Genomic DNA, 13,093 nt, shown 5'->3' with positions numbered 1-13,093 from the left:
AAGTGATCTGAGGGGAATTCGCCTACACGGGCGGTGAACTGCAATCCGCTTGCCTTGAGCATGATTCATCCTTGATAAACTAAATCCGTTTAGTATCGAGAAGTCAGGAGACCACACTTCCTGCGGCCAAACGATTGACTCTCAATCGCACGACGATAGCAAAGGCAAAAGGCTGAGTCCACGAATCGCCCAAAACGGACTCCCCCCAACAACCTTCACACAACCATCACCGTGCTGTAACAAACCCTCCCTAAGCTCGTAGACAAATCAACTTGTATAGACATGTCTATGAGCCTTTACACCCTGCAACGCGAAACCGGCTACGCCCTCTACCGCCAGATTGCCCGGCACCTGGAGCGCGACGTTCTGAACCAGTACGCCCCCGGCGATATGCTGCCCTCGGAAAACGAAATGGCGGATCGCTTTGGCGTTAACCGCCACACACTCCGGCGCGCCATTGACCTGCTGGTTGCCGATGGCCTGCTGGAGCGCCAGCACGGGCGTGGGGTATTCGTGATTAACAATCAGATTGACTACCCGCTCGGCTCTGACACCCGGTTTACCGAAAACCTGACCGCCATGGGCGCGTCCACGGGCGGGCGTGTGGTTCGCAAACAGGTCCTGCCTGCCATCGAACGGGTGGCGGAACGCCTGGGTATTGAGGTGGGGGAGCCGGTGATCTGGATTGAAAGCGTGCGCACCGTGGATGGTTCGCCCTTCTGCATTATTTCTCACTTTCTGCCGGAAGCCAGATTCCCGAAAGTCCGGGATGACTATGAGGGCGGCTCTCTGCACGGCTTTCTGGCGGAGCACTATGGCTACTCACTCAAGCGTGTCCAGAGCCTGGTAACGGCGATGCTCCCGCAGGGCGATGACGCAGGCCTTCTGGCGATGCCCAGAACCCAGCCCGTGCTGCGGGTAAAAAGTACCAACGTGCATGAGCAGGATCTGACCCCGCTCGAGTACGTGATTACCCGGTTTCGCGCAGACCGGATCCAACTGTGCATCAACCCATGACTGTCTGCTAACGGTCTCATGCCTGAATCACACCCTACGGGAGCTCATCTAATGTATCGGAAACTGCCCACACCACTCAAATTCATCTCAGTATGTCTGTGCGCCATGCTAACGGCATTTGCCTCAGCCTCCGCGCTCTCTGCCGTCAACGACGGGTCAGCGGATCGCCCATTGCGCGTGGTCCTGGTACCGGCAGATGGCGGCACGGAAGACGGCACCCGAAAAGACTTCCAGCCGATCTTTAACGCCGTTGCCGGCGCCACGGGTCTGAACTTCAATCTCAGGGTAGGGCAAAGCTATGGCGCAGTGGTCGAAGCCATGTGCAACGGCGCTGCCGACATTGCCTGGTTTGGCCCGGTCAGCTACCTGCAGGCTCACCAACTCGGCTGTGCCGACCTGCTCGCCATGGCCGTCAGTGATGGCCAGTCTGTTTACTATTCAGGCATCTTTGCCCGCACTGACAGCGGCATCGATACGCTGCAGGATGTGCGCGGCAAAAAGCTGGCGCTGGGCGACATCAACTCCACCTCCAGCTTCAACATCCCGGTGGCCATGCTGTTGCGTGAAGGCATTGACCCGGCACGCGATACCGGCAGCGTGACCATGGCTGGCAGCCACGCCAACGTGCTGTCGGCACTGGCCCAGGGCCTGGTGGATGTTGGCGGTGCCTCTTTTGACTCCTATGAGAAAGCCCTGAACGCCGGTGCCATCAGTGCCAGCGAAGTGCGCATCGTCGCCAAAAGCGCTCCTCTGCCTTACCCGCCACTGGCGATCCAGCCGCACGTGGATGCCAGCATCAAAGCCCGCCTGCAGGACGCTTTCAACCGCGTTCACACCTTGCCCGGCATTACACCGGAGCAGATCCGGGGCTACGGCGGCAAGCGCGTTGACCGCTACACCAGCGAGGTCAGCGAAGAATCCATGGCAGAAGTCGGCGACATGCTCAACGCCGTCACTCGCGACGTAAAACAGAACATTCTGGCAGCCGGCAACGCCCGCTGATCACCGAACCCTGTGCCCGCCAAAGCGGCGGGCACTGAAGAAGGAGAAAGCACCATGAACGCAACACCGCAAACCATGGTACAGCTGAACGGCATCGGCAAAACCTGGCCCGACGGCACCCGCGCCCTGAACACCGTCGACCTTGAAGTACCGGAAGGTCAGTTCTGCGTCATTCTTGGCCCCTCCGGTGCCGGTAAGTCCACCCTGTTACGCGCGGTTAACGGCCTGATGCAACCCACAGAAGGCAAGGTGAACGTAGACGGCATTGAACTGACACCTGGTACGGAGAAAGCCCTGCGCAAAAAAGTGGCGATGATCCACCAGCACTTCAATCTGGCGACCCGCGCCAGTGTGGCAGCCAACGTTCTGTCCGGCGCCCTGCCGGACGTCTCACTGGCCCGGGCGCTGTGCGGCTGGTTCCATCCGGAACAACGAGCCAAAGCCTGTCATTATCTGGAGCGCGTCGGTCTGAAGCCAGACCACCTTCGCCGCCGTGCGGGAGAACTGTCCGGCGGACAGCAACAACGCGTGGGCATTGCCCGGGCTTTTATGCTCGATCCCAAAGTCGTCCTTGCAGACGAGCCGGTCGCAAGCCTGGACCCCAAAATCTCCCGCGACATTCTCGCTCTGCTCCGGGATGCCGCCAGAGACCTGAATGCCACGGTTATCTGCAGCCTGCACCAGGTCGATCTCGCGCGTGAATTTGGTGACCGCATCGTCGGTATGCGAGACGGCGAGGTCGTGTTTGACGGAACCCCCGACGAGTTCGACGAACAGCGCCTGAACCGGCTTTACCACAATGCCGATTGGGGTGATGGAGAACCACGGGAAGATCACCCGGAAGCAGAAGCCGAACCGGCGCGCCATGCCGCTATGGGAGGTGCGTAATGATTACCCGCCCGATTCCGGTGCCGCCGAAGGATGCTCGCCTTAACTGGCACCTGGACCAGCCTTTCCGCCTGAAGCATCTGGTGATTGCCGTTTTGTTGCTGGTCTTGCTGGTGGTAACCGGTCAGCGCACGGAAATGGACCGTATGCTGGCCATGACCACCGAGGCCGTGGGTAACCTGGTCGGCCTGAACGATGACTCTCAGGTTGTCCGCGGTTTGGGCAAGGTCGCCGATTCCATGTGGCCACCGACCCTCGCCACCTCCGAAGAAGCGGCCCGCCTGGGCGACCTTGATACCGACAACCTGCCCTGGTTCAGCCGGATCGAATCCACGGAAACGGTGCGTCAGCGCCTGAACACAGACACCCTGGAACTGGAAACCACCACCGAAACCATCGAGGTGCTGTACCGGCCAATGGGTTATGTGCAGACCGTGTTCGTCAAGATGATCGAGACCCTGGAAATTGCGCTCTGGGGCACGCTGCTGGCGGTTTCGCTGTCGATCCCGCTGGCCTGGTTCGCCGCCAGCAATTATTCGCCAAACCGGGCGACCTACACCATTGCCCGTGGCCTGATCAGCCTGCTGCGCTCTGTGCCGGAATTGATTGTGGCGTTGTTCCTGGTGCTGGCTTATGGCTTCGGCCCAATCGCCGGGGTACTGGCGCTGGGGCTGCACGCCGCCGGTTTTCTCGGAAAATTCTACGCCGAAGATATCGAAAACGCCGACAAGCATCCGCAGGAGGCCCTTGAAGCTATCGGTGCCGGAAAGATCAAAACCCTGTGGTACGCCGTCATGCCTCAGGTACTTCCCCAGTACGTTGCCTACACGGCCTACATACTCGACCGCAATCTGCGCATGGCTACGGTTATTGGACTGGTGGGCGCGGGGGGAATCGGCCAGGAGCTCAAGGGGCGCTTTGACATGTACGACTACGGCCATGTGATGACCATCCTCATTGCCATTTTCCTGTTCGTGTTTGTTCTCGACCAGATTTCTGCACGGATTCGTGCCCGGATGATCTGAACGCACACCCCTTTTTTGACACAGCAACATGTATAGACATCTGAATCACAAGGACTATCGACCATGACTATTTCTGCAACCGGGGAAAGCTGGCCACCCGCCCGCAGCCAGTGGCTTCGCTACTGGTCCGCTGTTCCCGCAGAACAGACCGAAGCGCTGGCCGCTGATATAGCCGGCCTGTGCGAGGTCAGGGACGTCACCCTGCCGCAAAACGGCCTTGGCCTGCTCAAACTGCCGGATTCCGCCCTGAACGATCTGTATTTTCTGGGCGAAGTGCCGGTCAGCCATGCCCATGTGGAGGTGACCGCGCCGGATGGCACCCGCTCCGAAGGCGGCGCGCGCCTGCTGGATGACCGCCAGTCACTGGCCCGGGCACTGGCCGTGCTGGATGCCACCCTGGCAGAGCGGCTGCCAAAACATGAACAGGCGCTTGACCTGCTGAACACCGGTCGCGCTGCGATTCTGGAAACCCGGGCCGAACGCAATGCCATTCTGGCCACCACCCGGGTGGATTTCTCCCTGCTGGGTGATGGAAGCGAGGACGACGATGAATAATCCCCTGACTACCGAACAGCACGACAGCGTCTGGAGCCCGCTTTATCAACAACGGGCGTTCCGGGCACTGATGAGTGCGTTTTCCTTCCCCGGGCGGCGCCAGCCACTGCCGTTGTGCAGCGATGCTACAGGACCAACCTGCATTGCCGCCGTTCTGTGCGACAACGAAGTCAGTCTGGCAGACCCGGACCAACTGATTCAGCCAGCCGATATCCGGCGGCTGGGCATCCGCGAAGCCAGCCTTGAAAACGCCGGATTCATTATTGCCGACGGCAGCCGTGCACCCGACTTTGCGCCGGCACTGGGCAGCCTGGCCGAGCCAGAGCAGGGCGCAACCATCATTGTTCGCGTGGCCAGCCTGGAAAGCACCAACGATTTCCCGCTGATGCTTGAAGGGCCCGGCATACAGGACACCCAGGCGCTTGCCGTCAGCGGCCTGAACCGCGCGTGGCTGGCAGAAAGAGCGCGCTGGAACCGGAACTTCCCGATGGGCGCCGACCTGATTCTGGTGGACGACACTCAGGTCGTGGCACTGCCGCGCACGACCCGGATCCGCGGAGGAACCAACTGATGGGTTACGTAGCAATCAAAGGTGGCGAAAAAGCCATCGACGGGGCGGCCGACGCCCTGGAAGCGCTCAGAGCCAGCGGGCCGGTTTCAGGTTCTGAGCCTTTGTCCCTGAATGCCATTGAACACCAGCTCCGGCTGCTGACCTCGCGCATCATGTCCGAAGGCGGGCTGTATCATCCCCAGCTTGCCGCCCTGGCGATCAAGCAGATGCAGGGCGACACCCTGGAGGCCGGTTTTGCGTTACGGGCCTACCGGTCCACCAAACCCCGGCTGCTGGAAACCCCGCCCCAGGATACCGGCAATATGCGGCTGATCCGCCGGATTTCCAGTGCGTTCAAAGACATTCCCGGCGGCCAGATGCTGGGGCCAACCCACGATTACGCCCTGCGCCTGATGCGCTTTGAACTGGCGGAGGAATCCCCCGAGCCGTTCCGGAAGATGGCATCGACCTTCCTGAAAAACGCACCGGAGGAGGCGCTGCCCGACAGCTTCCCGAAAGTGCTGGACGCGCTGCGCTCAGAGCGCCTGCTGCCGCCCAAAGCGGAGCAGCGAAACCCGGCGTTCGACATCACCCGGGACCCGCTGATTTTCCCGGTCAGCCGGTCGGCGGCACTGGCCACCATGGCCCGGGCAGAAACCGGCTCCATGCTGGCCATTGCCTATTCCAACATGCGCGGCTACGGCGACATTCACCCCACGGTGGCCGAGCTACGGGTCGGCTACCTGCCGGTGATGTTGCCCCACCCGGTGACCGGCGAGCTGACCGAGGCCGGTGAAGTGCTGATGACCGAATGCGAAGTCATTGCCATGTACGAACCGGAAGACACCGAATCCGCCAAAGACGCCGCCCCGGAGTTCACTCTGGGCTACGGTGCCTGCTTTGGCCACAATGAAACCAAGGCCATCAGCATGGCCATCCTGGATCGCGCCCTGCAGAAAGGCATGCGGGACGGCCCGGAAAACCCCTCCGAAGACCCGGAGTTCGTGCTGATGCACATCGACGGCGTGGACTCCATGGGCTTTGCCAACCACTACAAAATGCCCCACTACGTCACCTTCCAGTCCGACATGGACCGGCTACGTTCCACTCGGGAAAAGTACCAGGCGCGCGGTGAAACCCCACAGGAGGAAACCCATGAATCCTAATTACCGACTGCCCAACAGCCAGGACAGTTACGGCTTTGGCTTTCTGGATGAGTTCGCCAAGCGGGAAATCCGCCGGGTCATTCTCAAGGCCATCAGCATTCCCGGCTATCAGACGCCTTATGCCTCGCGGGAAATGCCCATGGGCCGGGGCTTTGGCACCGGTGGTCTGCAGTTGACCCTGTCCATGATCGGCCCGGATGACACCCTGAAAGTGATCGACCAGGGCTCGGACGACTCCGTGAACGCGGTGAACCTGCGCAAGTTTGCAGAGCTGACCTGCCCCGAGGTCTCCACCACCGAGAGCACCACCGAAGCCAGCCTGATCCAGACACGCCACCGTGTACCGGAGATTCCCCTGCGGGAAAATCAGGTGCTGAACTTCCAGGTGCCCTATCCCGACCCGTTGGTGATTGTGGAACCGTCAGAGGCCAAGCGGAAAATCATGCACGGCGAAGGGGATTACGCCCGCCTGCTGACCAAACTCTATGAGGATCTGGTGAAGTTCGACGAAATCACCATCTCCCACCGCTACCCCACACGGATCAACGGCCACTACGTGATCGACCCGAGCCCGATCCCGCGCTACGACGTGCCCAGGCTGAACCAGTCCAAGGCGCTGTTGCTGTTTGGTGCCGGCCGGGAAAAGAAAATCTATGCGGTGCCACCCTACACCAACGCCGACCCCCTGGTGTTTGATGACGTGCCCTTCCGTACCGAGAACTTCTATGACGCTGACGGCCAGCGCAGGGCCTGTGCCCGCTGCGGCTGCACCGACAGCTTCCTGGACGAGCTGAACCTGGAAGACGGCAGCAAGGCCTGGCAATGCTCCGACACCGACTACTGCAACCGCCAGTTAGCCAGCACAGAAGCCGGCGAGGTGACCCAATGAACCCGATTCTTGACGTAAAGGGCCTGACCCGCATCCACGGCACCGAGTGCCCATCCTGCCTGGACATGACCGGCCCGGAGCACGACACCAACGTGTGCCCCGCCTGCGGCTCTGTTGTTGCAGCCGCCAATGTCAGCTTCAGCCTCCAGCCGGGGGAAATTCTCGGCATCATGGGGGAATCCGGCAGCGGCAAATCCACGGTGGTGAAAACCCTGTATTTCGACCAGGCGCCCACACGGGGCCGCGCCACCTTCCGGGACGACGACCAGAGCCACGAACTGTTCAACCTCAACGGCGCGGAACAGCGCTGGTTGCGCAATCACCGCTTCGGCATGGTGTACCAGAACCCGAACCTGGGCCTGAATTTCAACATCTCCGCCGGTGGCAACATTGCCGAGCGGCTGCTGATGAACGATCTCAACCACTACGGCGACATCCGCCGCCGGGCGAGCGAACTGCTTACCCGCACCGATGTGATGGTCAGCCGCATGGACGAATCGCCCAAACAGTTTTCCGGCGGCATGCAACAGCGGGTCCAGATTGCCAAGGCCCTGGCCACGCGGCCACCGCTGCTGTACCTGGATGAAGTGACCACCGGGCTGGACCTGTCGGTACAGGCGAAAATTCTCGACCTGATTCTGGAAATCCAGCACGAACTGCAAACCGCGATGATTGTGGTCACCCACGACCTGGGCGTGATCCGTCTGCTGGCCAGCCGCACCCTGGTCATGAAATACGGCCGGGTGATTGAATCCGGGCTGACCGATCAGATCCTGGAAGATCCGCAGCACGCCTACACCCAGCAACTGGTGGCATCCACCCTGTGAGGCAAAACACCATGACAGCTATTTCTGACACACCGATTCTTGAGGTGCAGGGCCTGGCCAAACAGTTCAGCCTGCACGCCCAGAACGAAATCGTACCGTCCTGCTCAGACGTCAACATGCTGGCTTTTCCCGGCCAGCTGGCAGCCCTGACCGGCCCCACCGGCGCCGGTAAATCATCGGTGCTGAAGTGCATCTACCGCACCTATCTGCCCAGCCAGGGCAGCATCCACTTTCGCCAGGCCGATGGCGAGGTGGTCGACCTGGCCCGGATCAGCGAACAGGACATGCTGCAACTGCGCCGCAGTGAACTGGGTTTTGTGACCCAGTTTCTGCACTGCGTTCCCCGCCGCCCGGCGGACGAAGTAGTAGCCGAACCGCTGATTCTGCGGGGCATAGCCCTTGCCGATGCCGTAGCACAGGCCCGTGAACTGCTCAGGCGCCTGAACGTGCCGGAGCGGCTGTGGCGCCTGCCCCCTGCTACCTTTTCCGGCGGCGAGAAGCAGCGGGTCAACCTGGCCCGGGGGCTTATTGCCAGACCACGCCTGCTCCTGCTGGACGAACCCACCGCCAGCTTGGATAAAGCCACTACCGGCCAGGTGATCGACCTGCTGCGGGAATTCAAACAGGCCGGTGTGGCCATGGTCGCCATTTTCCATGACCCGGAACTGGTCACGGCCCTGGCCGATGCCGAATACCGGCTGGCACCACCCCGAAGCCTGACCCAATCAACTCCCGCCCTGGAGGCCATGCAATCATGAAACGCCAATTACTGACCAACGCCCGCATCGTTCTGGAAGACACTATCGAAGAGCAGGCCGATCTGTTGATCGAAAACGGCACCATTGCCGCCATTGGGCCGACGGACACACAGGGTGCCGAACAGGTGGACCTTCAGGGCTGTCTGTTGGCGCCGGGCCTGATCGACCTGCACTGCGATGCCCTGGAAAAAGAAGCCGAACCCCGGCCCAACGTGCATTTTCCGTTCGAGCTGGCCGCCGCCCTGGCAGACAAACGCAACGCCGTGGCGGGCATCACCACCGTTTACCACGCGTTGTCGTTTGCCAACCACGAGCTGGGCGTTCGCAACAACGCGGTGGCTGCCGATCTGGCCCGGGCCATGGCCCGACACCGGCCCAACGGCATGGTCGACAATCGGGTGCATGCCCGTTACGAAGTCACCGATGAAAGTGCCCCGGAGATCCTGAATGCCCTGTTGGCAGAAGGTGCCCTGCAGATGCTGTCCTTCATGGACCACAGCCCGGGCCAGGGCCAGTTCCGGGATGTAGAAGCCTACCGGGCTTATCTGGCCAAAACCTACAAGACCTCTGCGGATGATGTGGATGCCATTCTGGACCAGAAACGCGCCGCCGCCCGTGGTGCCATGGCCCGCATGGAACAGCTTGCCGGGCAGGCCCGCCATCACAGGGTTCCCCTGGCCAGCCACGATGACGACAGCGCGGAAAAGGTCACGGTACTAAAAGGCCTTGGTGCCCGCATATCGGAATTCCCGGTCAACCTTGAAACGGCCGTGGCGGCCCGGGAAAACGGCCTGTCCACCCTGTTTGGCGCACCGAATATCCTGCGCAACGCGTCCCAGTCTGGCAATATGAAGGCGCTGGATGCGGTTAAAGAAGGCGTGGCCGACTGCCTGTGCAGCGACTACTCACCGGCGGCGCTGTTACCCTCGGTACTGCGGCTGGTAGAAGACGGCCACCTCTCGCTGCCACAGGCCTTCGCCCTGGTCACCCGCAATCCGGCCAGAGCCGCCGGGCTTGAGGACCGGGGCACCATTACGCCGGGTAGGCGGGCAGATCTGATTGCCATCGCAGGCACCGGGCTCCTGGCCCAGGCACGCCAGGTCTGGTCCGGTGGCAGGGAGGTTTTAAGATGGCAGGCACACTGATCTACCTGATTGGCCCCTCAGGCAGTGGCAAGGACACCCTGATCAACCTGGCCCGGCAACAGCTGGGCCAGGACTCTGATGTCTGTTTTGCCCACCGCTACATCACCCGGCCGGCCTCCGCCGGTGGTGAGAACCATGTCGCCCTGACAGAAGAAGAATTCCTGGCGCGCCAGCGCGCCAGGCTCTTCGCCATGAGCTGGGCAAGCCACGGCTGCCATTACGGCATTGGTATCGAGATCAATCAATGGCTGGCCAAGGGCCTGACCGTTGTGATGAACGGCTCAAGGGGCTATCTGAAGACCGCGTTGCAGAATTATCCGGAACTCTGCCCGGTGCTGATCGAGGTGTCCCCGGACGTGCTCAGGGAACGGCTGGCCCAGCGCGGTCGCGAAACGCTGCAGGACATTGAGTTACGGCTGAGCCGCAACAGTCAGTTCGACCTGGATGCAGAGGAAGGCTGCCTGCGGGTAGATAACACCCACTCGCCAGAGGCCGCCGGCCAGCGATTACTGGCCATCATCAACCAGCACAGGAGGCAGGGCGCATGCGCGTAACCTTTCTTGGCACCGGCGGCGCCGGCGGTGTGCCCCGCTTCGGCTGCAACTGCCCCGCCTGTCAGCGGGCAAAACGTAACCACAGGCACGTTCGCAGGCCCTGCTCGGCACTGGTTGAAGACGGCAACCACAAGATATTGCTGGATGCCGGCCTGATGGACCTGCACGATCGCTTCGAGCCGGGTGAACTCAGTGCCATTGTGCTCACCCACTACCATCCAGACCACGTTCAGGGGTTACTGCACCTGCGCTGGGGTAAAGGCGAGTCGATACCGGTTTACGGGCCGCCGGACACAGACGGTTTCGCCGATCTGTTCAAGCACCCCGGCATTCTGGACATCTCTGACCTTAAAACGTTTGAGGCGCTGGAACTCGGCGACTTCAGCCTGACGCCCTTGCCGCTGAATCATTCCAGACTCACCTTCGGCTACGCCATCGGCCACCGCAGCGGCGCCCGGTTTGCCTATCTGACCGATACCCTCGGTCTACCGGAGGCGTCGGCCGATTTCCTCAGGCGATGGTGCCCGAACCACATAGCGGTGGATTGCAGCCACCCGCCCGCCGATGTCTCCGGCAAAGCACCGCAGAACCACAACGATGTCACCGCTGCACTGGCAATGATTGAGCGCAGCGGCGCGGAACAGGGCTGGCTGACCCATCTGGGTCATGAGACCGACTGCTGGCTGATGGCCAACGCCAGCACTCTGCCGGAAAATGTGACGCCGGCAGCGGATGATCTGGGCTTCGACATCTCAACCAGCCATTCCCCGGCATGATCAGCGCCACCGTCGCGCTGGCGGCATCGGTACTGATGCACGTGCTCTGGAACCTGATCGCCAGGCACCAGCCCGGCGCGGCCTGGCCGCTGTGGTGGGCATTGCTGGCGCACCTGATACTGCTGGCGCCCTGGGGGTTTTATGCACTGTGGCAGGCCAATGCCTGGTCAACCGACTTTCTGGGGTTGATGGCCCTATCCGCCAGCGCAAACGCCCTGTATTTTTTTGGATTGTGGAAATCCTACAAACACGCGCCAGTGGCCATGGTGTACCCACTGGTACGAAGCTCCCCGGTTCTCATTGCCTTGTGGTGGCTGATACTGACCGGCGAATCGCCCGGCCTGATGGGCTGGCTGGGCATTCTGATCAGTGTTGCCGGATTGATGATTCTGGCGGGCAGCCAACCCGGGCGCGGCGAGAAAGCTGCGATTCCCTGGGCACTTGTAGCGATGGTGTGTACCAGTGTCTATTCCATTTCCGACAAGCTGGCGACCGGCCAACTGCCCGGGTTCGCTGCGATCATCGGGTTTATATCGGTGGGGTACAGCGCCGCCTTTGTGGTGCTGACCCTGGCCTTGCGACAACAGACCGGCCGCTGGACGCCGCCCCAGCGGCTGTCGCTGCCTGTCATCGTGATTGGCGGGTTGTGCGTGGGCCTTGCCTACGCACTGGTGATCCACGCCATGCGCTTTCTGCCCTCGGCAGAGGTGGTCGCTTATTCCAACACCGGCATCGTGCTGGCAACCCTGGCGTCTATCTATTTGTTCGGAGAAAAACAACGGGCGAAGTGGCGCATTGCTGGGTCGGTGGTTATCTGTATCGGGTTACTGCTTCTGGCGCTGTAATCCCCTTCGATGCTTTTTAGCTGCGCCAGGACAGGAGCCCACGATCCTTCCAGGGTTTTCGGATACCCAGCCAGATCCCCGCCAGCATCCCTGCCAATGCAGACATACTGGCCAGGGACAGTGCCGGCAACGCCAGCAACAACTGGAAATCATTGCCGCCCAGCGCAAGCGCAGACCCGGCCCCCATCAAAACCCCACCGCCCAGATGTTTGCCGGTTTCGCCGTCGGCGGGCAACACCCACCGGAAGCGCCCGAAACGCCAGGCGCCCACGGTCATACCCAATAACATGGTGAACAGAATCAGTGCCCGCAGGAACGATGGCGGGGGCGAGGCAGCTGTCATCAGATTCAGCCCCGCATCCCGCACGAAATCACTGGGTGACCAGGCTGGCTCATACAGAAAAAGCGCGCCGGCAAAAATCCCCACCACCATGATTCCGCTCCACATTCGCCAGCGGTAATGAAACTTCCAGTAAACCAGTATCGACGCCAGTACCAGAGAGGCCACCGCAAACCAGGGCAGAAACCCGAGCTGGTAGGTTGTTCTGCGTGGGTCCGGTTCCACGTCTGCCATGATCAGCACGACCCATCCCGCCAGCCAGCCCAGCATAGTCAACACCATGCGAAGATCTCCACTGGAAAGACGTGTTGCGGTAGAGATAGAACAGGCGCCGTTAATGGCCGCGCCAAGACCGAACACGAAACCGCCAAGAGGGATGGACCAGTGAAATGGGTAAACCGCCAGAAAGGAGTGGTTTTGATAAACCATCAGAGGGGTGAACAGATAGATCCAGAATCCAGCCATGAGAATGGCCGTCAGGCGCAGGCGCCGGCCCCGGATCCAATCGTTGACGCCACGGACCATACAGAGACCTGTTACCTGGGCGGTGTAACCAATCACCGCGGCAATGGTCAATGCGATTACAACTGAGAACATGAGTACCCTGCCTCCATATCCTGATGCACAGGACACGCAAACAGGGTAATTGTTACCACAGGGCGCTACGCAAAACGGGGTTGCACCGCAGCAGTCCTGATTCCTTAACCCTCCAGCGCTCCCTTGAGCTGCCCCAGCAATCCGGCGTAAATGCCATGA

Annotated in this window: 15 protein-coding genes; 14 read left to right on the top strand and 1 reads right to left on the bottom strand. The window is 61.1% G+C overall.

Features of this window, described 5'->3' with window-relative positions; all coding sequences use genetic code 11:
* Nucleotides 1-288: 288 nt before the first annotated feature.
* The 14 genes from phnF to IBX51_RS12250 all read left to right on the top strand — a co-directional run bounded on the left by phnF (nucleotide 289) and on the right by IBX51_RS12250 (nucleotide 11,997).
* Nucleotides 289-1,017 (top strand): phosphonate metabolism transcriptional regulator PhnF, encoded by a 729-nt coding sequence (phnF, locus tag IBX51_RS12315; RefSeq protein WP_291831566.1) that lies wholly within the window; start codon nucleotides 289-291, stop codon nucleotides 1,015-1,017.
* A 51-nt stretch (nucleotides 1,018-1,068) separates the two neighbouring features.
* On the top strand, nucleotides 1,069-2,019 hold the full coding sequence (locus IBX51_RS12310) for a phosphate/phosphite/phosphonate ABC transporter substrate-binding protein (protein WP_291831565.1): 951 nt from the start codon (nucleotides 1,069-1,071) through the stop codon (nucleotides 2,017-2,019).
* Between the two features lie 54 nt (nucleotides 2,020-2,073).
* Nucleotides 2,074-2,907 (top strand): phosphonate ABC transporter ATP-binding protein, encoded by an 834-nt coding sequence (gene phnC / locus IBX51_RS12305; protein WP_291831564.1) that lies wholly within the window; start codon nucleotides 2,074-2,076, stop codon nucleotides 2,905-2,907.
* A complete protein-coding gene (phnE, locus tag IBX51_RS12300; RefSeq protein ID WP_291831563.1) occupies nucleotides 2,907-3,932 on the top strand; it encodes a phosphonate ABC transporter, permease protein PhnE in 1,026 nt (341 codons plus the stop codon). The genes phnC and phnE overlap by 1 nt, the downstream gene beginning before the upstream one ends.
* Before the next feature lie 63 nt (nucleotides 3,933-3,995).
* Complete coding sequence (gene phnG / locus IBX51_RS12295) at nucleotides 3,996-4,487, top strand: phosphonate C-P lyase system protein PhnG (RefSeq protein WP_291831562.1); 492 nt, start codon at nucleotides 3,996-3,998, stop codon at nucleotides 4,485-4,487.
* Nucleotides 4,480-5,058: a phosphonate C-P lyase system protein PhnH gene (phnH, locus tag IBX51_RS12290; RefSeq protein WP_291831561.1), complete on the top strand. Its 579-nt coding sequence runs from the start codon at nucleotides 4,480-4,482 to the stop codon at nucleotides 5,056-5,058. Before phnG ends, phnH begins: the two co-directional genes overlap by 8 nt.
* Complete coding sequence (locus IBX51_RS12285) at nucleotides 5,058-6,203, top strand: carbon-phosphorus lyase complex subunit PhnI (RefSeq protein ID WP_291831560.1); 1,146 nt, start codon at nucleotides 5,058-5,060, stop codon at nucleotides 6,201-6,203. Before phnH ends, IBX51_RS12285 begins: the two co-directional genes overlap by 1 nt.
* Entirely contained in the window at nucleotides 6,193-7,092 is a 900-nt protein-coding gene (locus tag IBX51_RS12280) for an alpha-D-ribose 1-methylphosphonate 5-phosphate C-P-lyase PhnJ (protein WP_291831559.1), read from the top strand. Before IBX51_RS12285 ends, IBX51_RS12280 begins: the two co-directional genes overlap by 11 nt.
* Nucleotides 7,089-7,919: an ATP-binding cassette domain-containing protein gene (locus tag IBX51_RS12275; RefSeq protein WP_291831558.1), complete on the top strand. Its 831-nt coding sequence runs from the start codon at nucleotides 7,089-7,091 to the stop codon at nucleotides 7,917-7,919. Before IBX51_RS12280 ends, IBX51_RS12275 begins: the two co-directional genes overlap by 4 nt.
* A gap of 11 nt (nucleotides 7,920-7,930) precedes the next feature.
* Nucleotides 7,931-8,677, top strand: a complete 747-nt coding sequence (gene phnL / locus IBX51_RS12270) for a phosphonate C-P lyase system protein PhnL (protein ID WP_291831556.1) — start codon at nucleotides 7,931-7,933, stop codon at nucleotides 8,675-8,677.
* A complete protein-coding gene (locus IBX51_RS12265; RefSeq protein WP_291831554.1) occupies nucleotides 8,674-9,822 on the top strand; it encodes an alpha-D-ribose 1-methylphosphonate 5-triphosphate diphosphatase in 1,149 nt (382 codons plus the stop codon). Before phnL ends, IBX51_RS12265 begins: the two co-directional genes overlap by 4 nt.
* Nucleotides 9,807-10,376: a phosphonate metabolism protein/1,5-bisphosphokinase (PRPP-forming) PhnN gene (gene phnN, locus IBX51_RS12260; protein WP_291831553.1), complete on the top strand. Its 570-nt coding sequence runs from the start codon at nucleotides 9,807-9,809 to the stop codon at nucleotides 10,374-10,376. The genes IBX51_RS12265 and phnN overlap by 16 nt, the downstream gene beginning before the upstream one ends.
* Nucleotides 10,367-11,152: a phosphonate metabolism protein PhnP gene (gene phnP, locus IBX51_RS12255; RefSeq protein ID WP_291831552.1), complete on the top strand. Its 786-nt coding sequence runs from the start codon at nucleotides 10,367-10,369 to the stop codon at nucleotides 11,150-11,152. Before phnN ends, phnP begins: the two co-directional genes overlap by 10 nt.
* On the top strand, nucleotides 11,149-11,997 hold the full coding sequence (locus IBX51_RS12250; RefSeq protein ID WP_291831551.1) for an EamA family transporter: 849 nt from the start codon (nucleotides 11,149-11,151) through the stop codon (nucleotides 11,995-11,997). Before phnP ends, IBX51_RS12250 begins: the two co-directional genes overlap by 4 nt.
* Before the next feature lie 16 nt (nucleotides 11,998-12,013).
* On the opposite strand, the gene IBX51_RS12245 is transcribed toward IBX51_RS12250, so the two are convergent.
* Complete coding sequence (locus IBX51_RS12245) at nucleotides 12,014-12,934, bottom strand: YeeE/YedE thiosulfate transporter family protein (protein ID WP_291831550.1); 921 nt, start codon at nucleotides 12,932-12,934, stop codon at nucleotides 12,014-12,016.
* Nucleotides 12,935-13,093 lie beyond the last annotated feature (159 nt).

Source organism: Marinobacter sp., from assembly GCF_014859525.1.
In the GTDB taxonomy this organism is placed as follows: domain Bacteria; phylum Pseudomonadota; class Gammaproteobacteria; order Pseudomonadales; family Oleiphilaceae; genus Marinobacter.
Note: the sequence above shows the minus strand (reverse complement) of the source record. Positions and strands in the feature narration are given on the sequence as shown.